This window comes from uncultured Muriicola sp. (assembly GCF_947258935.1).
In the GTDB taxonomy this organism is placed as follows: Bacteria; Bacteroidota; Bacteroidia; order Flavobacteriales; family Flavobacteriaceae; genus Muriicola.
Window position 1 is genome coordinate 17121 of sequence record NZ_CAMYKH010000004.1, and the last position, 23636, is coordinate 40756.

The window sequence follows — 23636 nt, forward strand, 5'->3', positions numbered from 1 at the left end:
TTTCTACTAAAAAGAAACTCAAAATTTTAATCTTTCACCATTTCCTTCAACATAGGCTGATCTAATTCCAATACTTTTTGCAACATTGGATCTATGGCACCCCTGATCTTTGCACTAATGTTAGGTGAAAACAACTGTTCTGCCAATGCCGCTTTTAAATACAGCTTAATACGTTGGTCATAAGCGTAGAAATCCATTCGGAGATTATTACCAACAGTATAATCCACAAATTGTTCGAATAGGATATCGTCTACCTTGAAGTTGCTGATAAAATCTTGCTGCTCATAGTTAGTATAGCGTTCGCGGTCTTCTTCAAGATGTTCAAATACAAATCGAGAAATAAAGCCCAGGCTTTCCATACTCTTTATGGTTTCTTCCTCAATATTTCCAATAGGCACAAATACATCGGGGATTATGCCCCCACCCCCGTACACTACCTTGCCCTTGGGAGTAGTAAATTTTAAAGAATCTGCTACCTTAATGCTATCCGCTGACATTAGTTCACCATTCTCGTACCTGGCTTCAAAACGCTCATAGTAATCTTCATTGCCATTGTTGTAGGTTCTTTGAATAGAACGACCGGTTGGGGTATAATACCTGGACACGGATAAACGCACAGCAGATCCATCACCCAGAGTCATCTCACGCTGTACAAGTCCTTTTCCAAATGACCTGCGACCTACAATGGTCCCTACGTCATTATCCTGTAAAGCCCCTGCGATGATCTCACTTGCGGATGCAGATCGTTCGTTAATAAGTACATAAACAGGTTTGTCCTCAAATGAACCGGCATTGGAAGCAAACATCTTCTCTATTTTGCCTTTCTTGTTCTTAGTAAAAAGAATAAGCTTACCTTTCTTTAGGAATTCGTCTGCCATTTGCTCTGCAATTCCTAAATATCCCCCGGGGTTATCTCTGAGATCCAGAGTTATTTTCACAGCCCCATTTTTCTGTAAGGTTAGAAGGGCTTTTTTGAATTCCTTATAGGTGGTCTCTGCAAATCTGTTGACCTTGATGTACCCCATATCACGAGAAAGCATATAATAAGCCTCAACACTTTTTATTGGCACTCTATCTCTTTTTAGGGTAACCGTAAAGATGTTGTTTTCTGTTTTTCGATATATCTTTAGATCTACAGAAGATCCTATTTCCCCTTTCAAGGTACTGACAATACGGCTACTGGGTAAATTTTTGCCGTACAAGGTGTCTTTGCCCGCCATCAATATTCTATCACCGGGTTCTATCCCTTTAATAAAACTTGGACCGTTCTCAATGGTACGGATCACCGTAATAGTGTCCTTGTACATATAAAAATTGATCCCGATCCCAACGAAATCACCTTTCATGTTCTCAGAAACCTGTGTTAGTTCCTCCCTTGGAATATAGACCGAATGAGGATCCAATTTTTCCAGAATATTATTGACGGTAACATCTACAATACTGTCTGTATTGATCTCATCTACATACTCAAAGTCTATATAATCAATGAGTCGGTTCAGTTTGTCTTTCTTTGAGTTGGTGGAAAAGAGCTTTTCGGGCGAATCATTAAAATGAAGTTTGCCTCCAATCAGGACACCCAATGCCATGGATAAGGCAATGATCATAGGCCATATGTAATGATACTTCTTCATTAATTTTTATTCGTTTTCTTCCAAAATATTAGGAAGATGTTCTAGTACAACCCCCGCTCTATCCAGAAATTGTAACCCTGAGTCATCTTTATATGCTATTTGGTATACAACGCGTTTAATACCAGATTGGTGTATTAACTTACTACATTCCTTGCAAGGGGATAGTGTTATATATAAAGTAGCCCCTTCGCAAGACTGCGTAGAAGCTGCTACTTTGGAAAGGGCATTTGCCTCTGCATGTAAAACATACCATTTGGTATATCCATCATCATCCTCACAAATATTCTCAAACCCTGTTGGCGTTCCATTGTATCCATCGGATATGATCATACGATCCTTTACAACTATAGCCCCTACTTGTCTGCGGATACAATAGGACAATTTCCCCCATTCATGAGCCATCCTAAGATAGGCCCGATCATACTTTAACTGCTTCTTTTTTGTCACTAACTCCTATCCGTTTAATTTTTCCAATGATTGAAAAGCACTAAGATACCTGCTTTGAAATAGTTCAACAACCATAAATGGTTAATATTTAATTAAAACCGTTAAGAAGAGGGAATCACTCTTTTATCGCTTGCTTAAGACCGTTAGAGTTACCTCCAAAACGCATTAAACAGGCCAAGTAGTATAGATCATCCGTAGCGAGATAAGGATCACGATAGTGGAAGTTCCCAATACAAAATACCTTTTTGGAAGCCTACCCCTTTCAACAAGTAAAAATGCCAGGAACAACACCCCAATTATAATGATGATCTGAGATAATTCTATTCCGGTGGCAAAGCCAAGCAAAGGATTTAACTTGTTATCCTCCCCTGCCATAAGCATTTTAAAATAATTGGAGAATCCAAAACCATGGATTAGCCCAAAAAAGACAGTAGCCGCACTTTGCAATTTAAAAGTAAGTGCAGTGTCCTTTTTTACAATCTCTTTTACATTAAAAAGTGCGGTAACCAAAATGGTAATTGGAATTAAAAATTCGATCCATGCAACATTTACCTCCACAATCTCATACACCGAAAATGCCAACGAAAGGCAATGAGCCACAGTAAATATGGTAACCAGTGTAAGTATCTGTTTCCAGGAGCGGAACGTAAACGGTATAGCCAATGCGGCGAGGAACAAAATATGGTCATAAGCATTGAAGTCTAAAACATGACCTAATCCCAATTCCACATAAAATAAAAAATGTTCCAAGATGCTATAAAAGATTACAATCCACGTTGTTGTTGTATCTGTTCATAGGCCTTTTGAACTTCCTTGAACTTCTCCTCTGCCCCTCTTTTGATCGCCTCATTTTCGGTATTCACCCTATCTGGGTGATACTTTTTCGCCATCGTTCTATACGCCTTCTTTACTTCATCATCCGAAGCACTCTTCTCTATCTCCAAAATCTTATAGGCATTGTCTGCGGCCTTAACAAACATCGCCTTAATACTACCAAAATCGCTTGCACCAATACGCAAATACCCCGCTATCTCACGAATCTTTTCAATCTCAGGAGCGCTGATAGAACCATCAGACTGTGCAATGGCAAATAAAAAATGGAGTAGCTGCAAACGCACCTCATAGCGTGTTCGCTGATTGAGATAGGTACAGATCCTTTGAGCAGAGATCTCACGTTTTTTAATAACTTCATTAAATGTTCTAAAAATGGCATTTGCCTTCTCTTTTCCATAGGTGCTAAGGAAGTACTGCCTTACATAATCTAATTCTCGTTGACTTACCTGCCCATCTGCTTTGATCACCAAGGAACACAGGGATAATAAATTCAACTCAAAGTCGGCCGGTGAAACCTTTTGCCGAGACAGATCTTCAAAAATGGAGCGCGCATTGGAGCCGGAACCTAGGTTATCCATAAAACTGCCAACCAGAAACCCAATGATAGCTCCTGGTAAACGAAATAAAAAATATCCTAAAATAGCGGCGATCCAACGAATCATGAAAAGGAAAAAATTTTGGCAAAGATAGGGTTAAACCACTAATAACCCCTTAGCACCTTAAGAAAGCTTTAGCAAAATAGTTGTACATTTTGGTTATCTTTGCAGGGAATAAAAATAAAAAATATATTATGTACCCTGCAGAATTAGTAAAACCCATGAGACAAGACCTCGCTTCGGCTGGTTTTGAAGAATTATATACCGCAGAGGCCGTAGAAAAAGCCCTCAAAATGGAAGGTACTACCCTGGTGGTAGTAAACTCTGTCTGCGGTTGTGCTGCAGCTAATGCAAGACCCGCGGCCAAATTAAGTTTGCGAAATGATAAAAAACCAGATCATTTGATCACTGTATTTGCTGGAGTAGATACAGAAGCTGTGGATGCAGCACGAAATCTAATGGTTCCATTCCCTCCTTCATCACCCAGTATGGCTCTTTTTAAAAATGGAGAACTGGTACATATGATCGAAAGGCATCATATAGAAGGAAGGCCTGCAGAAATGATAGCTGAAAATTTAAGCGGGGCTTTTGACGAATTCTGTTAGACTCCAATAAGTTTTATCTTAAACACCGCACTTTGGTAAGTGCGGTTTTTTATTTTTGTACAATGCGTAAAATTCTGGCATATCCTTTAACCTGTATTTATTTCCTTTTTTTTGGAATAGTACTTCTGGTTTTTCATCCCATTCAATGGATATGCTTTAACTGGTTTGGATATGATGCCCATCAAAAAAGTGTAAGCTACCTCAACTTAACACTTATGTGGTGCACATTCCTACTGGGAACCCGTTACACTTTCAAAAATGATCACAACATTCCTAAAGGTGTGCCGCTTATCATAGTTTCGAACCATCAAAGCATGAACGATATTCCTCCTATTATCTGGTACATGAGAAAATATCATCCAAAATTTGTGAGCAAGATAGAATTAGGAAAAGGTATACCAAGCGTATCGTATAATCTCAGACATGGAGGTTCGGCCCTTATAGATCGGAAGGATAGTAAACAAGCCCTTGTGGCTATTGCCAGATTGGGTAAATACATAGAAGCAAATAAAAGAAGTGCCGTTATCTTTCCTGAAGGTACACGCAGTAGAACCGGGCACCCAAAGAAATTTCAACCCACCGGATTAAAAGTACTGATGAAACAGTCCCCTTCTGCACTTATTGTGCCTATAAGTATTAACAATTCTTGGAAAATGTTACGCTATGGTAAATTCCCTTACGGCATAGGATCACATTTGTATTTTAAGGTACACCAACCTATTGAGAACACCGGTGAATCTGATGTTTTATTAACCCGGGTAGAAGAGGTCATTTCCAACAATATACTCGTAACTCCATGAATACCACCTCACTCGTTGAAGATACAATTGCCTTTGTAAAAGAAACGCTAAGTGACGCAGAAGCAGGACACGATTGGTTCCATACCCAACGCGTTTTTCGCAACGCCCTCTTGATCGCTAAAGACGAAAAAGCAGACGTTTTGGTTGTAAGCCTTGGAGCCTTATTACACGATATAGCTGATGCAAAATTTCATCAGGGAGATGAAACTGTAGGTCCTAAAATGGCCAGGACATTTCTTAGTTCACTGGATGTAGAAAAGGAGGTCATTGAAAAGGTATGCTATATCATTGAACATATTTCTTTTAAAAATAATATTGGGGAAAATAAGAATAAAACGCACCCAGTTGAATTGTTTGTGGTACAGGACGCAGACAGGTTAGATGCCATAGGTGCCATTGGAATTGCACGTGCTTTTCACTACGGAGGTTTTAAAAATAGAACCCTCTACGATCCCGAAATAGCTCCCAATTTGGAATTGTCCAAAGAGGAATACAAAAATTCTAAGAGCCCTACCATTAATCATTTCTATGAGAAGCTCCTGCTTCTCAAAGACAAAATGAATACCAAAACCGGGGCAAAGATAGCCTTGGAAAGACACGCTTTTCTCTTGCAGTATCTGGAACACTTCTATTCAGAATGGAGTGGGACTCAGTGAAATTCTTATTGATTTCCTTTAGGCCTACCAAATGAACATATGTTGATCCTTATTTGAACTTTACGGATTGCTTTTTTTGTATCTTCCTGCCTCATTTATAAACACTTTCCATATGCAAAGGCGAAAATTTATCAAGAATGTATCAGCCTCTACAGCTGTTTTTTCAATTGTTCCAAGTTATGTTTTAGGCAAAGGTCATGTGCCTCCCAGCGATACGCTTTATATTGGAGCATTTGGAGTTGGTGGTCGTGGTTCAGGAGTTATCAGAGGGCTACAGGAAACAGGGAAGGTGAAATTTGTATCATTTTGTGATGTAGACGATAGAATAGCGGCAGAAACCTATGAACTCTATCCGGACGTTAAACGTTACAAAGATTTTCGCAAGGTATACGATAAACAATTAAAGGATATGGATGCGATAATGGTAGCTACCCCAGACCATACGCATGCCACCATAGCCCTACCCTTTATGCGTGCTAAGAAACACGCCTATGTTGAAAAACCCCTTACACATAATATAGCAGAAGCAAGATTGATGACCAAGGTGGCCAGGGAGAATGGGATCGTTACGCAGATGGGCAACCAGGGAGCCTCTAGCGATGGCAGCAGACTAGCCAAAGAATGGATCAATTCCGGTATTATTGGTAAAGTAGAACGAGTAGATTGTTGGACCAACAGACCTGTTTGGCCTCAAGGGATTCCACTACCGGTAGGTAAAGATGAGATCCCGGACGGACTGGATTGGGATCTGTGGCTGGGACCTGCAGCTAATAGAGATTACAACAATTCATATTTGCCTTTTAAATGGCGCGGTTGGTGGGATTTTGGCACCGGAGCTATGGGCGACATGGGTTGTCATATTATGGAAACACCTTTTGGAGTGCTGGATCTGGGTTATCCTACCGAGGCAGAAGCCAGTTGCACTACGAATTGGGTGGGCGATTTTGTTGAAGCAGATTACAGCGCTTCCTGCCCGGCCTCCTCCATAGTGCGTTTAAAATTCAATACACCTCAGCACGGAGATATAGCCCTAAATTGGTATGATGGTGGCATTATGCCCGATCTCCCGGACGAATTAAAAGATGGAGAGACCATTGGCGATTCTGGTGGGGGTTCTGTTTTTTATGGCACCAAAGGAATTCTGGTGTGTGATGTTTATTCGCGCAATGCCAGACTTCTTCCTTCGGAAATGATGAATATGTATAATCCTCCTACGCCAACCTTAAAACGAATTGAAGGTAGCACTGGCGGGCACCAGCGCAATTGGGTTGAAGGTTGCCTGCAAGGGACCGAAACATCTTCAAGTTTTGACAGGTCAGGTCCGTTAACAGAAGCAGTTCTGATGGGGAATCTGGCAATTAAGGCATTTCAATACAAAGAAATAGTTGCCCCGGAAGAACCCGGAAGAAGACCATCGATTCTAAGACCCGGAAGAAAGAAATTGCTTTGGGAAGGTGAATCCATGCGGGTAACAAATTTTGAGAAAGCCAATGAATGGGTGAAAGGAAGCTATCGCAAAGGCTGGGAATTAAAATAATTTCCACTGTCCTTGTTTATAGACCTCATAGAGATCTTTATTCAATTTGGGAAAAGTACGTCCATTGAAGTACCTTCGCTTTGCAATTTTGGACAGGTCATGAATTTGTTTTGCAAGTACCCCTTCTCCCTTATTTCGTATCCCAAACCTGTTGTCATTTAAGGTGCCCCCATGACAACTCTCTATTTGATGTAAGACCTTATTTGCTTTATCAGGCATGGTCCGTTTTAGCCAGTCGGTAAATAGCATTCCAATGGCACCGTTTAATCTCACAACAGTAAAGGCAAAGGAAAGTGCCCCTTTTTCTGAAACAGCACGCGCCAGTTGTAAGAGTTCGTGACTATTTATCCCTGGTATGATAGGTGCCAGCATAGCATTGACAGGGATGTTATTTTCTGAAAGTATTTTGATGGTCTCAAGGCGTTTTGCGATGGTCGCTGTTCGCGGTTCCAGGAGTCGTCTTGTCTTTTCTGATAAAGAGGTGACCGATATATTTACTCCTATAAGTCCGTCTTTAGTAAGCTCTCTTAACAGATCCAGATCCCTCAAGATCAAGGTATTCTTTGTGATAATTCCTACAGGGTGTTTGTATTTTAAGAATACTGCCAAACAAGCCCTGGTTATCTCAAATATCTTTTCGGCAGGTTGGTAACAATCAGTATTCCCGGAAAGGACGATAGTTTCAGCTTTCCAGTTTTTACTTTTGAGCTTTTCTTCTAAGAGATACGGTGCATTCTCTTTAATTAAGATCTTTCTTTCAAAATCGAGTCCGGCACTATACCCCCAAAATTCATGTGTATTACGGGCATAGCAATAAATACAACCATGTTCGCATCCCTGATAGGGGTTCATGGAATAGGCCATACCCACATCCGGACTGGTTACCTTATTGACAATGGACTTAGGAAAAATAGGCAAATACTCCGTTTTATTCTTGTCCGCCAGCTCCCCTTCTTTCCAGCAATATTCCAAAAAATCTTCGCGCATTTCTGAATAGAACTCCTGGAACTTGTTACGGGAATTATGTTGAGCACCTCGCCCTTTCAGATAGTCAGCATTCATAAAATAGGAATATTTCCAAATATATGGATTTATTCCTACTATTGTTTTAACTGAATTAAAAGATTACTGAATGGTGACGTTTACCAATTGCTTTTTATTACCGCGTTTAGCGTAGAAAAGCATTTTGCTATTGGTCTCATCCTTGAGCGGGTTAGAGACTTTTAAGGGTAGCCGTGCATCTTTTGAGTCTATGATCTTCTCATAGCTCATGTTACCCTCATTGTTCAATTGGATTACAAAGACATTTCTATTCCTGCTGAAGCCTTGCTTAAAAATGATCCGTTCCTTATTCAGTACCTGCGGATTTTCAGAAGCCGAGCTGATAAAAAAGTATGTATTTCCGTTTTTTGTAAAAGTACTATAAGAAGCATAATCGCCATCGCCTTGCGTAACCTCAGATTTATTGATATTACGAGCCCAAACCATATTTCCTTCTGCATCTATCTTTGCACTTACAATATCATTATGATGAAATCGCTTTACCCGCAACCTGCCGCCACTTGAGTTTGACTGAACACTATTGGTCACAAAATACTCTTCGGCATTGAACAAAATTGAATTCTCCGGGGTTACTGTTACATTTTTAAAGACGAGATTTTTAACTTCCTTATCGTATTCCTGTCCAAACTTATCGAACATAAATTGCTCAGAGAAAGGATTGTATTTTCTGCTTTTTACGCTAAGCGTGGCAGGATCCAATTTAAAATAAGCCAGACCATTGTATCTGTTATCCTTGCGATCTGCATAGAAACCAACGCATATCAAATTGCCCTGATTGATAACAGGGGTCAAAGATTCTGAGTATTTTCCTGGGGTATCGAAGCTTTGTGTTTTGATCCCCTGAGAACTGAGTTGTATTAGCTCATATTGAAATTTACGTTCCAAGGCTGTAAAACGTTTCTTTTTGAAATACGCTTTCCCAATAATAAAAACCTTATCCAGATCATTTGAGACTGCCATTCGCTCAAAGGCGTAATTCTTTTCCTCAACTTCACTTGAAAAATCCTGATACATGGCTTGCTTCAAATTGGCGGTGAAAAGATATATGTCGTGCCTGTTATTTTTTCCTTTTTTGTAGTGGGTGCTGATGATGAATCCATTCTTATCTTCAGAAAACAAGACCGTAGTAGTGAATCCTGAGTTGAAATTCCGGTTGTAGTAATTTTTATCCAACGGATCCTTTACGGGAGCAGATGAAAAGGATAACAATTTTTCCTGTGTAAAGGTAAAAGGATCCAAGGGACTCCTGTGTGCCCAATATTCATAAGTGCCTGCTTCTATATTGTAATCTAAGAACAACAAATACAACTGGCCATTCTTTAGATAGCCATCTACAAATTCCGAGCCCTTTATCTTATAATTGAACTCAGAAACCAATTGCATGTCCTTATTGTAATGTTCTAAAATGTAGCCCTTTGGTTTTAAGATAAGTCCCGTATAATAAGCCCTTACAAGAACACTACCACCATGACCATCATCGGTGATCATCAATAAATTCGAATATTTATAACGATCGTTATATTTTTCACCAAAAGTATAGTCTACAGGAAATTCCTGAGCCCGGACAAGAAAACTCATAAAAAGAAGCCCGATAAAAAGGGGATTTTTTAGCATACCTAAGATTTTAAAATAAGGATGTTCTTACGAACCGGGGAAGGAGGCTTTTCTCTTCTCTAGGAATGCTGTGGTTCCTTCTTTAAAATCATCTGTACCAAAACACTCGCCAAAAGCTTTAACCTCTATTTCATAACCCTGAACACCATTGTTAAAACCCGCATTTATCGCTTTTATTGCCTGTCTGATGGCCATAGGAGAATTTTTTGCTATTTTTTTGGCGATCGTCTTACAAAAATCAAGTAACTCTTCAATTGATGTTACGTGGTTCACTAGGCCAAATTCAATGGCTCTTTCCACATCTACCATACCCCCGGTCATGATCATTTCCATAGCCCTTCCCTTCCCTATTAATTGGGGAAGACGCTGTGTTCCGCCATAGCCGGGAATGACCCCTAAAGAAACTTCGGGAAGGCCCATTCTAGAGTTATGGCTGGCTACCCTAAAATGACAGGCCATGGCGAGCTCTAGGCCGCCGCCAAGCGCATATCCATTAATTGCAGCGATCACTGGTTTAGAAAGGTTCTCAATAAAACTAAAAAGTAATTCCTGCCCCTGGGCAGCCAATTGACCTCCCTGTTTGGTGTTGAAATGGGCAAATTCAGATATATCGGCCCCTGCTACAAAAGCCTTGTCTTCACTTCCGGTTAGTATTATGACGCGCACCTTCTTATTTGTTTCCAGGGCTTTAAAGGCTAAATGCAATTCTTTGATGGTCGCAGTATTTAGCGCATTTAATTTCTTTGGTCTATTAATGGTTACTATCGCCAGGTTATCTTCTAATTTAACTTTGATATTATTGAATTCCATAATTATTTTTTTTCACTTTCCTTGGGAAATCTGACTGTAAAAACAGATCCTTTGTCCGGTTGCGAGGTTAATGTTATAGATCCTTTATATGTTTCCACTATATTTTTTACCATTCCCAGACCTAAGCCCATCCCGCTAGATTTGGTCGTAAACTTAGGTTCAAATACCTTTTCCTTTACTTCATCTGAGATACCTATACCGTTATCTGCCACAGAGATCTTTACATAGGCACCATCTGAGACTACCGAAACCAAGATCCTGGGTGAAGCCACCTCCGGAACTGCCTGAATGGCATTCTTAACAAGATTGGTTACCACCCGGATCAATTGCGTCCTGTCTAATTTCGCAATTATTTCTTCTTCCTCGGAGATAAAATGGATGTAATTCTCATTAAAAATATCGAGTGCCAGTTTTACTGTTTTCACCACATTCAAAGTTTCATTCTGCTGTGCGGGCATTTGTGCAAAACTGGAGAATGCCGAGGCAATACTGCTCATCATATCTATTTGTTGGATAAGCGTTTTTGAAAACTCTTTGATCTTCACTTTTGCATCCGGATCTGAAGGTTTAAAATTACGCTCAAAGTTCTGTACGGTGAGTCGCATTGGCGTTAATGGATTCTTTATTTCGTGCGCAACTTGTTTTGCCATTTCCCGCCAGGCCTGTTCCCTTTCACTTCGTGCCAGTTTCGCAGCGCTTTGCTCCAGTTCATCGATCATTTCGTTGTAAGAATCTATCAACTTTCCTATTTCCTCACTGGGGTTCTTAACAAAGATCTTTTCATTCCGTTTTGTGAGATCGGTTTGATGTAGTTTATCAGAAATAGTTGCTAACGAGCGGGTGATATATTTGGAGATAAAATAAGCCAGGAAAATAGCAATGACAAACATTATCAGGTACACTCCGCCGAGACGAAACAGGAATTCTCTCAATTCCATACTATTAAAGGAATTGTCCTCATAATATGGCAAATTGAGGATGCCAATGGGTTTAAATTTCTGATCGGTAATAAACGTATAGGAAGCCTGATATTTATTTCCGGCCACCAGGTTGTCCTCTACATATCTTTTATTTTGGCTTTCTTTGAGGTTGTTCAATAGATAAGCCTCCAGGCATCGTGAAATTGAATCATTATTTAATTGTGGTCGAGAGCTTTTAATAAGCTGCCCTTCCAGGTCATAAATATTAAAATTCACATTCTGTACATCGGCAATACGATAGATCTCATCCTTAAATATTAGTCCAAGATTTTCTGTGATCACCGGATAGGTGGTTGACTGAAGGGTATAACTGATGCTCTGTTTAATCTGTTCTTCCTTTCGCTCCAAACGATCCTGGTGATAATCTTTGGATTGTTCCCTGTATTGATAGACCGTTACCCCTGCAATCAGCACAGAAGCAATCAGCACTAAAAATATCATGGTAACAAAAATCCTGGACCGGAGGGAGAACTTCTTGAACAAGGCTCTTTATTTTGATTTTAAAGATAGCAATAATCAGTCCAAAAAGAGCGGGTGAAGAGCAACTAGAATTATTCTTGCCCAAAGGAAATTGAGATCTCTGTGTTTGCCAGCCATAAATTAAACGGGCATCATCTATGCCTCGGGGTTCTTTTCCCGGATCCTTTTGTAAAGTTTTATCCCTAGCATAAGTAAAAGACCCAAAATAATTATCCCTGCCACCCCAAACACCCAATTAAAGGCACTTTTGAGAATAGCCAGAAAAGTAACCGCAAACAGCACCACAGTAGCGCCTTCATTCCAAATACGCATAAAATTAGAGGTGTATTTTATCTTATTTTGCTGTAATTGGAGGAACATTTGATGTGTCTTAAAATGATACGCGATCAAAAGCACTACAAAAAGCAGTTTAACGTGCATCCATGGTTGCTCTAACCAACCGGGAATAAGCACCAACAACCATATAGCAAATAGGGTTGCCAAAACTGCTGAAGGCCAGGTAATAATATACCAAAGCCTTTTGGTCATCAATCTTAACTGATCTGAAAGGATATCTTTGGCGGGATTTGGTTTATCCTGAGCTTCTATATGATAAATAAAAAGCCTTGGAATATAGAACAAGCCCGCAAACCAAGTGATCACAAAAATAAGATGTAAGGCTTTTATATAATTATAATACTCTCCCATTATTTTCCAATTTGTATGGCCCCAATACCAGCGTTCCAGAGGGTCTTATTGTAGTTTGGCAAGGCCACATTTACGAAGTTCTTGGCTTTGGATTTTAACCCGTTCCATTGGGCATCCAATACTGACTTGCGATCTCTGGAGCCCTGATTTACTCTTGGAATAACACTGTTGGTCTGATTGATCAAATAGAGATATTCCGCGGTGAATTTATTGGGAAAATTCTCAACATCGTCATACGCCTGGGATTTGCGCTGTATCATCTGCTCGTCCCAGGTTATCAGTTCTTTTAATAAAGCCTCGCCAGCTTGTTTAGCCACGCTAGCTTCCATAGTGGACAACAACGCTTTTAATTGTTGCTGTACCTTGTGCAATTGATTAACCAACTGATGCATTTCATTAAGTTTAGCTTCCATTTCTGACATAAAAACATCGTACTCCTCATACTGTGCCATGGATACATCAAAACCGGGAGTTGCAATTATTTTACCTTCAGTCATCACAGTTTCTTCACCAAGTTTTAAATGAATGGTGTAGTTACCCGGAGGGGCCTTATGCCCTTCAAAACCAGCCTCCATATAAACCCCAGGAATACCTTCCATGATGGGATAATTAAGATCCCAGACAAATCTATTAAGTCCCTGTTCTTTAGCCAATACCGGTGCAGGAGGTGGGCCACCCCCGTTGTGTTTTTGATAGGTACTATCTTTTTCCGAACTGAAGGTCCTAATGATCTTCCCCTTAGAATTCAATATCTCCAAAGTTAAAAACGAAGCATCATCCATCTTGGGAAGCTCATAATAAAGTACCATGCCATTGGCCGGGTTTATACCCTGGAAGGGGTGCGTACCTTTAAAATCCTTTGAATTCTTGTCTAAGGGACTTCCCCATGAAGCGTTGAGTGCCTCCTCTGGTTGCATGATCTTTACATCTGCATTTCCGGTTTTGTATTGAGAAAGGGCAGCCAGATCATCCAGGATCCAGAAGGAACGTCCAGAAGTGGCTACAACCAGATCACCCTTATGTACTTTAAGATCCGTAATAGGTGTCTTAGGTAGATTCAATTGCAGAGTTTCCCAGCTTGCACCATCATTCCAGGAAATATAAATCCCTTTTTCGGTTCCGGCGTATAACAAGCCTTTTCTTGATGCATCTTCACGTATCACCCTCGTAAAAGACCCGTAGGGAATACCGCTGCTGATGTTCGTCCAGGTTTTCCCATAATTAATGGTTTTATATAAGCCCGGAGTATGATCATTAAACTTATACCTGGTAGTTGCGATATAGGCTGTACCGGCATCGTGGGGAGAGACTTCAATAGCATTGATCAGGCATTCCTGCAGGCCTTTAGGGGTTACATTTTCCCAACTTTGGCCTCCATTTCTGGTGATATGTACAAATCCGTCATCGCTCCCTGTCCAATAAACGCCTTTCTCATGCGGTGATTCTATCATATAGGCAATAGTGCCATAATTTTCTGCCCCAACAGCCTCGATCGTATATGGACCTCCTCCATGTCCTTGCTTTTCATCCATATTTCGGGTAAGGTCGGGAGAGATCTCTTCCCAGCTAGTACCCATATCAGTAGTTTTTAATACCAATTGAGCACAATGGAAAAAGGTATTGGGCTCATGCTGTGATCTTATGATGGGTGCATTCCAGTTATACAGGTATTTCATATCCCTGGCCGCCCTGCCAAGGTATTGTATGGGCGCTGCCATGATCTTGGTATCCGATTTTGTCTGTGAGTCTAAGACGTCTATGGTTCCCAGATAACTTCCTCCCAATACATAACGAGGGTTATCAGGATCGAATGCGAGGAACGCACTTTCTCCTCCTGCAGAATAGGTCCAATCCTGTTCCGAAATACCCCATCTGGATAAGGAAAGACTCGCGATCTTTACGGAAGTATTATCTTGTTGGCCTCCATATACATTGTATGGAAATAGGTTGTCTGTACTGATGCGATAGAATTGAGCCGTAGGCATAATGTCTTGAGAAGACCAGGTTTTGGCATGGTCAAAACTAACGGCTGCCCCGCCATCGTTGGCAATGACCATATTCTTAGAATTCGCCGGATTGATCCAAAGATCGTGGTAGTCTCCATGGGTACCCGTTATCTGTTCCCAGCTAACTCCACCATCAAAAGACCTAAGCGCCTGGGCACTCATTACATATACCGTATTTTCGTCATTTGGATCCGGGAATACTTCAATATAATACCAGGCGCGTTGTACCAAACGGTTGTCCCCACTGATCATATTCCAGGAATCCCCCGCATCATTGGAAACAAATAAACCACCTTTGTCTTTATCCGAATCACTTTCCACCAGGGCATATACTTTATTGGTATTTACCTGACTCACCGCAATGGCCATTTTACCTTTTTCTTCTGGCAGACCATTGTGTATTTGTTTCCATGTTTCACCGCCGTCTGTAGATTTATATAAGCCGCTTCCAGAGCCACCACTGATTACAATATTTGGTTTTCGCTGATGATGCCACATACTGGCATATATAACTTCAGGCGTAGAAAGATCCATGGAGAGTTCATTACAACCTGTAAGTTCATTCACAAATAAAACTTGTTTCCAGCTATTTCCTCCATCCGTACTTTTGTAAATGCCACGTTCTTTATTAGGGCCGTATAATGCTCCTTGAGCAGCTACATAGACAATCTCCGGATTAGTTGGATGGATGACGATGCGTGCTATATGCTGTGTCTTTTCCAACCCTATTCTTTTCCAGGTCTTACCGGCATCAGAAGATTTATAAACCCCGTCCCCATAGGAGGTCATCACTCCACGTACAGCATGTTCTCCCATCCCACAATACACTATGTTGGGGTTGGAAGCCGAAACAGCTACTGCGCCAACAGATCCCATCTCAAAAAATCCGTCTGAAATATTATTCCATTGTCTCCCGGCATCAATGGTCTTCCACAAGCCGCCGCCTGTGGTACCCATATAATAGGTCATAGGATCACCAATGACACCTGTTGCCGTCACGGACCGTCCTCCTCTGAAAGGGCCAATATTTCTATATTTAAGTGGTTTAAAATACTCTTCTGCCGTTTGTCCCATAAGGGTGCCCACTAATAAAAAGGCAAGCAGACCAAATATTCGTTGTTTCATGTTGTATTGGAAGATTACAAACTTGATTAGTATTCATATGTTGAGACATCTATCAAATAGAATATCCCCTGCCTTGCACGGCAAGGGATCATATCCAATCACTGTCTATTTCTATTCTATAAAGAGATAATTTAATTGTAAGGTATTAAAGGCTTCATTAAAGGCTTTGATCTCATTGGTTACCAAAGCATCAAATTGATTTAATTGTTCTTCAATTTTAGCAGTGAGCTGATTCTTTACGGCAATATCCTGATCTGTTGGATGAAAATCATCAATAGATACCAAACTGTTCAAATGGGCTAATTTATTGGTCAGTCTGATCGGAAAATTCAAAGGATCTTGTCCACTTCTGTTCTGCGTCTGATATAGTGCTTTCTCTACTTCTCCAAAATCATTCTTCATTTTTTTGGCTTTCTCTACCAATTCCTTGGTAACCTCATTGTCTTTGTACTGCGCCATAAAAGCTTCGAGCTGAGTTGTGATCTTTCTGATCTTTTTGATAGAGGCATGCGCTTTGTCTACCGTGCTATTGATGTCCGAAATAAAATCGAATTGTGTTTGCATCTCAGCTACACTTACCTCAGCCCTTGGATCTGGCAGAATAGTAAATGCTTGCGTTTGAGTAACACCATTCAGATTGAGATGCACCTTATAGGAACCTGGAACAGCTTTTGCTCCATTTAGATTGGCCCACCACATGATCATTCCTTTGAAATCCTGGGCTCCTTTTCCCCGTGTATCCCAAACATGGGTGTTGCCTCCTTTTTTTGGTTTCAACTTTTCGTCCGCTTCCTTGGCGTAGGTGCTAAAGTTGGCAAGAGTGTCTCCCGCAACTGAGGTATAGGTAAGTGCGAGACTATCCTTTTCAGACAGGTCCTTTAGATAAAAGTGGGTGATAACTCCGTTTGGATGATTCTGTCCTTCTGTTTTTGAAGGGCTTCTGCTTGTCCCACCTTTCGTTCTATACGCATCTTTTGGCTTATAGAGGATGGTTTTTCCGGCTGAAATGCCTTGGTTCAATTGATGTAGTAACGTAAGATCGTCAATGATCCAAAGGCTTCTACCCTGAGTGGCTACAATAAGATTATTGTCTTTTACAGCTAAATCTGTGATAGGTACGATGGGTAGATTTAATTGGAAAGGTTTCCAGTTGCGGCCATCATCAAAGGAAATGTACATCCCCGTTTCTGTACCCGCATATAACAACCCTTTTCTTTTAGGATCTTCCCGAACTACTCTGGTAAAATGCTCCTTATCTATCCCGTTAGTGATCTTCTGCCAGGTCTTGCCATAGTCTGTTGTTTTGTACAAATAAGGTTGAAAATCTCCCAATTTATAGCGCGTGGCTGCCACATAACAAGTGCCTTCATCAAAGGCCGAAGGCTCTATACTATTCACCATGGACCAAGCAGGCATATTTGCAGGAGTTACATTCTCCCAGTTGCCACCTCCATCTTTGGATACATGGATCAGTCCGTCATCACTACCCACCCAAATGAGCCCTTCTTTCAGCGGACTTTCATTCGCTGCAAAAATGGTGCAGTAGTATTCCACGCCTGTATTATCCTGGGTTATTGGACCTCCACTTGAGACCAATTTATCTGGATCGTTTCTGGTGAGATCACCACTTAGAAGTTCCCAACTTTGTCCTTCATTGGTACTCATATGCACATGGTTGGAAAAGGTGTACAGCTTTTTAGGATCGTGTTTGCTGAAAATGATAGGGAAATTCCATTGAAAACGATATTTCATCCCTTCTGCGCCATAACCCATGGGGTTGTCTGGCCAAACATTGATGCCTCGCACAGTGTTTGCATCATGGTTTACCCTTGTAAGGAAACCACCATAACTTCCACCATACACAATGTCATTATTCGTAGGGTCTACGGCGATATGAGCCGATTCTCCCCCAGCGGTAGGTTCCCAGTCATCATCATCAATACTTCGCCCCTCACTACGGTGTTTTATTCGGATCGTTGAATTATCCTGTTGAGCAGCATAAATGCGATACGGGAAGGCATTGTCTGTGGTAACTCTATAAAATTGTGCGGTTGGTTGATTGTAGTAAGTACTCCATGTCTCTCCGCCATCATAGGACACTTGCGCCCCACCGTCGTCCCCAATGATCATTCTTTTTGTGTCTTCAGGTGCTATCCAAAGATCGTGGTGATCACCATGAGGGGCATTAAATGTATTAAAGCTTTTTCCACCATCGGTAGATTTATGGTACCGCACATTGAGAACATATACTACATCTTCGTTTTCAGTATCGGCATACACCCGGGTATAATACCAGGCACGTTGACGCAGTTTTCTTTCAGAATTAACCATGCTCCATTTCTTGCCACCATCATCCGAACGGTATAAGCCACCTTTTTCTTTATTTTCAACAATTGCCCATACGCGTTGTGCATTTTTTGGTGAGACCGCAACGCCAATGATCCCTAATGTATCCTTAGGAAAGCCCTCATTTTTAGAGATCTCTGTCCAGGACTCCCCACTGTCTGTACTTTTCCACAGGGCCGATCCTTCGCCCCCACTACTTAGACTATATGGGGTTCTTTTTGCCCTCCAGGTAGACGCATACATGATCCTGGGATTGGTTGGGTCTAATACCAGGTCAACTGCCCCTGCCTGATCATTTACAAATAAGGTCTTTCTCCAGGTAGTTCCTCCATCTTGACTCTTGTAGATACCTCTTTCCTGAGAAGGCTTATAGATATCTCCAAGCACTGCTGCATAGACTGTATTTGGATCATTTGGATGAATCCTGATACGAGGTACGTGTCTGCTATTTTTAAGTCCAACAGATTGCCAGGTTATTCCGGCATCTACCGTTTTCCATATGCCATATCCTGAAGAAACATTTCCTCTCAGGGTTTTTTCACCTCCCCCAACATAAATCACATTTGGATCGCTTTTGGCCACTTCCACGGCACCTATACTTCCTCCAAAAAAGCCATCAGAAATATTTTCCCAGCTACGGCCCCCGTCCGTGGTTTTCCATACTCCACCTCCGGTGGCGCCAAAATAAAATAGATTGGGTTCGCCGGGAACTCCTGTAACTGCTGCCGATCTGCCTCCTCTAAAAGGGCCTATCTGCCGGTATTCTATACTAGAATACAAGGACTCAGGATACGTGTCTATTACCGTTGTATTCTTTTTACTTCGTTGGGCGTTGCTGCTTAGTGTAACAGCAAAACAGGTCAGTAACAGGCCAAAAAAATACTTCTTTACTTTCATCTTATTATGCATCTAGGAGTTTGTCGGCCTTAAATGTACCAAAAAAGACTAGAATGAAAAACGGGTATTATTAATGGGAATGCCATAGAAATACTACAGGTTTGTTTTGATGTATCAAGAATAACTGTTCTTTCCTAACAATCGGGACTACTGTTTCCCTTCTTATTTGTATCTTCTTGGTAACAATCGCATTTCCTTTTAGTATGCATATACGCACCATGTTTTCTGTCAGAATTGGTATAATTCTCGGTACTGTCTGTGCAATTCCCAATTAAAACATTAATTACTATGAAAAAGTATGACTGGAAAAAAGTGGCCTATATATTTGGGATCGTGCTATTCTGTGTGGGCACTTTAGACCCACTGGAAGGAAGTGTACTGATAGTTTTTGGAAGTATTATACTGACATTTATAAGCAAACGTAACAATGATCGCCACAGGAAATGGTTTATGCTGAATGCGCTCCTGATCACTGTAGGAGTGATCTTTTTATTTTATTTGTCCTCGTTGGGAGGTTTTGGGGGTAATTCAAAATTATCCTGGTGGTGGGGTTTGCTTATACTCCCCTATCCCATTGGATGGTTACTCCAGGTAGTTCTATTGCTCCTCCGGGCATTTAAAAAAAAATGATCTCTTATTTAAAACTAAAAGAGCCAGCATCAATACCATTCACGGCACATCTCATAAGTGGGCATGGTGTCAAATCCTTTTTTAACCGTAACATCATTCATCATTTTTAATTTACATTCTGTTAGCAATCCAGTACGTTCGCTTTGTAACAATGGCAATGTAGCTTTGATATCCGCAATGGCCTTGCCGAGCTTGAGTAATAAAAAAAGATGGACTTTATTAAGCAGTTTCCTTGCTCATAAGAGAGTTTTTCACTTCATTTCGGAGATAATATCCTGTTACAATGGTAGACATGGTGTCCGCAATTGGAAATGACAACCACACTCCCAATTCCCCTAAATAATTAGGGAGAATAAGGATCAAGGGAATAAAGAAGAAGCCCTGACGCGTTAGAGTAAGTAAGAGCGCCGGAATGGCTTTCCCTACCGCTTGAAAGTAGGCCGCTCCAATAAGTTGGATGGCTATGACAGGTGTTGCTGCAAACACCCAACGCATGGCTGAAGGTGTATTTTCCAACACAAAAATATTACTCGCAATTTCTGCGGCAGACATGTCTGCCCTGTTACTAAGGAACCAACCGGTGATCTCCGCAGGGAAGATCATAAGGCCTATAAAAACCACGGTGGCCACAATGGCTGCATAGGCAATGGCAGTGTTAATGCTTTCCCTAACCCTCGCATATTTACGTGCACCATAGTTGTAACCGGCAATAGGCAAAAAGCCCTGCGTAACCCCAAATACCGGGAAAAGTGCAAACATCAGCGTTCTTCCAATAATGGCATAGACAGCCACCATAGATTCGCCTCCGAGATCGAACAAAATATTATTCATCAGGAGGTAGGTAACACTGGTCACTGCCTGTCTGGAAAGGGTCACAAAACCAAGTGAACCGATCTCTTTTAGTATGGGCAGATTGAGTCCAAAATCTGAAAGCTTAATCTTTAATTCAGAATTCTTAGAGAGAAAAAAGTAAAAGATATACCCAAAACACAGGAGGTACCCTCCTGTAGTGGCCCAGGCGGCACCTTCCATACCCCAGTCGAATACATAGATAAAAAGATAATCCAATACCAGGTTGCCCACTGAAGGTATGATCATGGCGATCATCGCAAATTTAGGCTTCCCTTCCGCACGGATCACGGTGTTTCCCATCATGCACAAGGCCAGGAAAGGAACCCCGTATAGCACAATAGTATAATAGGTCTTAGCGGGTTCAAAGATGCCTCCCTTGCCTCCAAAGGCAGGGATAAGGCCATCGGCATAATACAACCCCAGGGCAACCATAGAAATGGTCACTAACAGGGTTAAGGTGATCTGATTACCGAAAGTCTTTAGCGCTTTCTCCGGATGATCTGCACCCAAAGCTCTTGATATAATACTACTCCCTCCTATCCCAATAGCCATTCCAAGAGCCGCAATAAAAAAAGAGACAGGTAAGACCACATTTATGGCGGCAATAGCGATGGATCCTATCCAGTTACCTACAAAAATAGTGTCTACTAGAATGTTGAGCGACATCACTAAAATGCCGATAGATGCTGGTACTGCTTGCCTTACCAGGAGTCTCCCAATAGATTCTGTGCCTAGCTGATCTGAGGAGACTTTAGCCATTAGACGGGAAGCAACTGTTTGGTTTCCCAATCACGGATCCATGAAGCCATTAAGGACACCCATGCATCATTATCATTCAGACAGGAAATATGTATGTAGTCCTCACCACCTGCTTCTTCAAATTGTTCCTTCCCTTCCATCGCAATTTCTTCGAGCGTTTCCAGACAATCACTTACAAAGGCCGGGGTGATCACTGCTAGTTTCTTTTTGCCTTCCTTAGCCAGACGTTCAAATTCATAGTCGGTATAAGGCTTTAACCATGGATCTCCTGCCAATCTCGATTGGAAAGAGGTGCTCACTTTATCCTCAGGGAGTTGCAGGGCCGCCTTTACCAGTTCGGTAGTATCATAACACTGATGTCTGTAACAGGTATTGTGGGCCACTGAATTGATATTACAACAACTGCCATCTATTTTACAATGAAAACGCGTTGGGTCCGATTTACGGATATGACGTTCCGGAATGCCGTGGTAGGAAAAAAGTATATGATCGTACTCAAAGTCTTTTAGTCCTTGAGCAATGCTGCCTGCTAGTACTTTGATGTACTCAGGATTTTTATAAAAAGCAGGCAGGGTAGTAACTTGCATCTCAGGGAAGTATTTTTGTTGCTCTTCCAGCACTTTTACCACCACAGTTTCATAGGAAGACATGGCATAATGCGGATATAAGGGTACCAAAAGCACCTCATCTACCCCTTGATCTTTTAATTCCTGCAGTGCGTTCTTAATACTCATGCTGCCGTAGCGCATCCCAAGGGCAACGGGTATGTCTGCTTTTAAACGTACTTTTTTGGCAAATCTTTCTGAGATCACAATAAGGGGAGACCCTTCTTCCCACCATATCTTTTGATAGGCCTTGGCCGATTTTTTGGGGCGGGTTTGCAAGATGATACCTCTTACCAAGATGTTACGTAAGATCCTAGGTACATCTATAACCCGTTCGTCCATTAAAAATTCATCCAGATACGGCTTTACATCCTTGGCTGTGGGACTGTCTGGCGATCCCAGATTTACTAATAAAACTCCTTTCAAAACGCTTTTTTTTAGGCTTCAAAAATACCATTTGTTGTACAACATTTTGACACATTGGGGCAATACTTTTATTATGCCTTTATAGAGAATCCTAATTTCGCATGGTATTCACATCTTTGTTACGTATTTTAACACCTTACCAGCAATCAAAATTTCATTAAACCAAATGATCCAAGACTTATTAAAAAATCCGGTTTACAAATCAATGTTAGTTGTTTTGGGAAGCCTTTTGTTGATACTTATAGCCTATTGGGTAACGGTCAAAATTATAAACCATTTCGGGAAAAATCCTAAATATTTGATCCCGTCTGGAAGTGTAAAAAAAATATCTCTTCCTCTTTTTTTCCTCTTTTTCTCATTTTTAATACGGATGCGCTCGCTTAATGAAATGCTTGGCATGGAAAGCTATGCCTATTGGTTTAAAAAGACCAGTACCCTGCTTTTTATTTTTTCCTTTACCTGGTTACTTATCAAGATCATTAAGTTGATCAAGCAACTGGTCATTAGCAATTATGATGTACATACTACCGATAATCTCAAAGCCCGTAAGATATATACTCAATTTACCATCCTGGAACGCGTCTTTATCTTTATCCTGATCATCTTCGGCCTGGGGATCGCTTTAATGAGTTTTGATAGTATTAAAGAGATCGGAATCAGCATTTTCGCCTCTGCCGGGGTAGCGGGTATCATTATTGGGTTTTCGGCCCAAAAAATGATCGGCGCAATTCTAGCGGGCGTCCAAATTGCAATTGCGCAACCTATTAAAATTGATGACGTGGTGGTCATAGAGGGTGAATGGGGCCGGATAGAACAGATCACCCTCACCTATGTGGTTATCGCTATCTGGGACAAAAGACGACTGGTGGTGCCTACCACCTATTTTATTGAGAAACCTATACAGAACTGGACCAAAAGTTCCTCAGACATCATAGGTACGGTATATCTGTTCACGGATTACAAAGTTCCCATTGATGCACTGCGAAAAAAATTAACCCGTATCCTCAAGGGTACAGATTTATGGGATGGCCAGTCTGATGCATTACAGGTTACCAATGCCACGGAAACCACTCTGGAGATTCGTGCCCTAATGAGTGCTAAAGATGCCTCTTCTGCCTGGGAACTTAGGGTCCATGTGCGGGAGAAAATGATAACGTTCTTACAGAAAAACTATCCGGAAAGTCTGCCGCATACACGGGTGTTAATAAAAAATGAAGGAGAAACGGTCCCTCCTTCAAAAAAAAAGTGAAG

General features: G+C 41.2%; 19 protein-coding genes. 6 read left to right on the forward strand and 13 right to left on the reverse strand.

From position 1 onward, the window contains the following. Nucleotides 1–26: 26 nt before the first annotated feature. The 4 genes from Q0X72_RS00980 to Q0X72_RS00995 form a co-directional block, all read right to left on the reverse strand. On the reverse strand, nucleotides 27–1631 hold the full coding sequence (locus Q0X72_RS00980; RefSeq protein ID WP_297760717.1) for a S41 family peptidase: 1605 nt from the start codon (nucleotides 1629–1631) through the stop codon (nucleotides 27–29). 6 nt (nucleotides 1632–1637) lie between these two features. Further along, entirely contained in the window at nucleotides 1638–2078 is a 441-nt protein-coding gene (locus Q0X72_RS00985; RefSeq protein WP_297760720.1) for a dCMP deaminase family protein, read from the reverse strand. 165 nt (nucleotides 2079–2243) lie between these two features. Continuing rightward, complete coding sequence (locus Q0X72_RS00990) at nucleotides 2244–2828, reverse strand: HupE/UreJ family protein (protein WP_297760723.1); 585 nt, start codon at nucleotides 2826–2828, stop codon at nucleotides 2244–2246. A gap of 14 nt (nucleotides 2829–2842) precedes the next feature. Further along, nucleotides 2843–3574, reverse strand: a complete 732-nt coding sequence (locus tag Q0X72_RS00995) for a TerB family tellurite resistance protein (RefSeq protein WP_297760726.1) — start codon at nucleotides 3572–3574, stop codon at nucleotides 2843–2845. Nucleotides 3575–3702: 128 nt separating this feature from the next. Between Q0X72_RS00995 and Q0X72_RS01000 the strand changes: the two genes are divergently transcribed. From Q0X72_RS01000 to Q0X72_RS01015, 4 genes are all read left to right on the forward strand, one after another. After that, nucleotides 3703–4113, forward strand: coding sequence for a BrxA/BrxB family bacilliredoxin (locus Q0X72_RS01000; RefSeq protein ID WP_297760729.1), 411 nt, complete (start codon nucleotides 3703–3705; stop codon nucleotides 4111–4113). A gap of 62 nt (nucleotides 4114–4175) precedes the next feature. Next, complete coding sequence (locus tag Q0X72_RS01005; protein ID WP_297760733.1) at nucleotides 4176–4913, forward strand: 1-acyl-sn-glycerol-3-phosphate acyltransferase; 738 nt, start codon at nucleotides 4176–4178, stop codon at nucleotides 4911–4913. Then, a complete protein-coding gene (locus Q0X72_RS01010; RefSeq protein WP_297760735.1) occupies nucleotides 4910–5569 on the forward strand; it encodes an HD domain-containing protein in 660 nt (219 codons plus the stop codon). The genes Q0X72_RS01005 and Q0X72_RS01010 overlap by 4 nt, the downstream gene beginning before the upstream one ends. A 112-nt stretch (nucleotides 5570–5681) precedes the next feature. Then, entirely contained in the window at nucleotides 5682–7106 is a 1425-nt protein-coding gene (locus Q0X72_RS01015; protein ID WP_297760738.1) for a Gfo/Idh/MocA family oxidoreductase, read from the forward strand. Here Q0X72_RS01015 and Q0X72_RS01020 read toward each other — a convergent pair. The 7 genes from Q0X72_RS01020 to Q0X72_RS01050 all read right to left on the reverse strand — a co-directional run bounded on the left by Q0X72_RS01020 (nucleotide 7098) and on the right by Q0X72_RS01050 (nucleotide 19113). Continuing rightward, the gene (locus Q0X72_RS01020) at nucleotides 7098–8168 is read right to left on the reverse strand and encodes a PA0069 family radical SAM protein (RefSeq protein WP_297760741.1); all 1071 of its coding nucleotides are present in this window, start codon (nucleotides 8166–8168) and stop codon (nucleotides 7098–7100) included. The two genes, Q0X72_RS01015 and Q0X72_RS01020, sit on opposite strands and share 9 nt — an antisense overlap. 63 nt (nucleotides 8169–8231) lie before the next feature. Next, on the reverse strand, nucleotides 8232–9782 hold the full coding sequence (locus tag Q0X72_RS01025; protein WP_297760744.1) for a hypothetical protein: 1551 nt from the start codon (nucleotides 9780–9782) through the stop codon (nucleotides 8232–8234). Between the two features lie 27 nt (nucleotides 9783–9809). Beyond that, nucleotides 9810–10592: an enoyl-CoA hydratase-related protein gene (locus Q0X72_RS01030; protein WP_297760747.1), complete on the reverse strand. Its 783-nt coding sequence runs from the start codon at nucleotides 10590–10592 to the stop codon at nucleotides 9810–9812. Between the two features lie 2 nt (nucleotides 10593–10594). Then, the gene (locus Q0X72_RS01035; protein WP_297760750.1) at nucleotides 10595–12013 is read right to left on the reverse strand and encodes a HAMP domain-containing sensor histidine kinase; all 1419 of its coding nucleotides are present in this window, start codon (nucleotides 12011–12013) and stop codon (nucleotides 10595–10597) included. Between the two features lie 174 nt (nucleotides 12014–12187). Then, nucleotides 12188–12739, reverse strand: coding sequence for a CopD family protein (locus Q0X72_RS01040; RefSeq protein WP_297760753.1), 552 nt, complete (start codon nucleotides 12737–12739; stop codon nucleotides 12188–12190). Beyond that, nucleotides 12739–15870 (reverse strand): glycosyl hydrolase, encoded by a 3132-nt coding sequence (locus tag Q0X72_RS01045; protein WP_297760756.1) that lies wholly within the window; start codon nucleotides 15868–15870, stop codon nucleotides 12739–12741. Before Q0X72_RS01045 ends, Q0X72_RS01040 begins: the two co-directional genes overlap by 1 nt. A gap of 111 nt (nucleotides 15871–15981) precedes the next feature. Next, nucleotides 15982–19113, reverse strand: a complete 3132-nt coding sequence (locus Q0X72_RS01050; protein WP_297760759.1) for a glycosyl hydrolase — start codon at nucleotides 19111–19113, stop codon at nucleotides 15982–15984. Between the two features lie 288 nt (nucleotides 19114–19401). Between Q0X72_RS01050 and Q0X72_RS01055 the strand changes: the two genes are divergently transcribed. Next, a complete protein-coding gene (locus Q0X72_RS01055) occupies nucleotides 19402–19743 on the forward strand; it encodes a hypothetical protein (RefSeq protein ID WP_297760762.1) in 342 nt (113 codons plus the stop codon). 219 nt (nucleotides 19744–19962) lie between these two features. Here Q0X72_RS01055 and Q0X72_RS01060 read toward each other — a convergent pair whose 3' ends face one another. Together Q0X72_RS01060 and hemH are read right to left on the reverse strand one after the other, a co-directional pair. Next, the gene (locus Q0X72_RS01060) at nucleotides 19963–21354 is read right to left on the reverse strand and encodes an MATE family efflux transporter (RefSeq protein ID WP_297760765.1); all 1392 of its coding nucleotides are present in this window, start codon (nucleotides 21352–21354) and stop codon (nucleotides 19963–19965) included. Continuing rightward, nucleotides 21354–22385 carry a ferrochelatase gene (gene hemH, locus Q0X72_RS01065; RefSeq protein ID WP_297760768.1) on the reverse strand — a complete coding sequence of 344 codons (1032 nt, stop codon included), beginning with the start codon at nucleotides 22383–22385 and terminating at the stop codon, nucleotides 21354–21356. The genes Q0X72_RS01060 and hemH overlap by 1 nt, the downstream gene beginning before the upstream one ends. 370 nt (nucleotides 22386–22755) lie before the next feature. Between hemH and Q0X72_RS01070 the strand changes: the two genes are divergently transcribed. Then, nucleotides 22756–23634, forward strand: a complete 879-nt coding sequence (locus tag Q0X72_RS01070) for a mechanosensitive ion channel domain-containing protein (protein WP_297760771.1) — start codon at nucleotides 22756–22758, stop codon at nucleotides 23632–23634. Nucleotides 23635–23636 lie beyond the last annotated feature (2 nt).

Coding starts and splice junctions, on each gene's coding strand:
- Q0X72_RS01070 (WP_297760771.1), top strand. CDS start 22,756: ATGCGCTCGCTTAATGAAATGCTTGGCATGGAAAGCTATGCCTATTGG.
- Q0X72_RS01000 (WP_297760729.1), top strand. CDS start 3,703: ATGTACCCTGCAGAATTAGTAAAACCCATGAGACAAGACCTCGCTTCG.
- Q0X72_RS01025 (WP_297760744.1), bottom strand. CDS start 9,782: ATGCTAAAAAATCCCCTTTTTATCGGGCTTCTTTTTATGAGTTTTCTT.
- Q0X72_RS01045 (WP_297760756.1), bottom strand. CDS start 15,870: ATGAAACAACGAATATTTGGTCTGCTTGCCTTTTTATTAGTGGGCACC.
- Q0X72_RS01005 (WP_297760733.1), top strand. CDS start 4,176: ATGCGTAAAATTCTGGCATATCCTTTAACCTGTATTTATTTCCTTTTT.
- Q0X72_RS01010 (WP_297760735.1), top strand. CDS start 4,910: ATGAATACCACCTCACTCGTTGAAGATACAATTGCCTTTGTAAAAGAA.
- Q0X72_RS00980 (WP_297760717.1), bottom strand. CDS start 1,631: ATGAAGAAGTATCATTACATATGGCCTATGATCATTGCCTTATCCATG.
- Q0X72_RS01030 (WP_297760747.1), bottom strand. CDS start 10,592: ATGGAATTCAATAATATCAAAGTTAAATTAGAAGATAACCTGGCGATA.
- Q0X72_RS01055 (WP_297760762.1), top strand. CDS start 19,402: ATGAAAAAGTATGACTGGAAAAAAGTGGCCTATATATTTGGGATCGTG.
- Q0X72_RS01015 (WP_297760738.1), top strand. CDS start 5,682: ATGCAAAGGCGAAAATTTATCAAGAATGTATCAGCCTCTACAGCTGTT.
- Q0X72_RS01050 (WP_297760759.1), bottom strand. CDS start 19,113: ATGAAAGTAAAGAAGTATTTTTTTGGCCTGTTACTGACCTGTTTTGCT.
- Q0X72_RS01060 (WP_297760765.1), bottom strand. CDS start 21,354: ATGGCTAAAGTCTCCTCAGATCAGCTAGGCACAGAATCTATTGGGAGA.
- Q0X72_RS01040 (WP_297760753.1), bottom strand. CDS start 12,739: ATGGGAGAGTATTATAATTATATAAAAGCCTTACATCTTATTTTTGTG.
- Q0X72_RS01020 (WP_297760741.1), bottom strand. CDS start 8,168: ATGAATGCTGACTATCTGAAAGGGCGAGGTGCTCAACATAATTCCCGT.
- Q0X72_RS00995 (WP_297760726.1), bottom strand. CDS start 3,574: ATGATTCGTTGGATCGCCGCTATTTTAGGATATTTTTTATTTCGTTTA.
- Q0X72_RS01035 (WP_297760750.1), bottom strand. CDS start 12,013: ATGATATTTTTAGTGCTGATTGCTTCTGTGCTGATTGCAGGGGTAACG.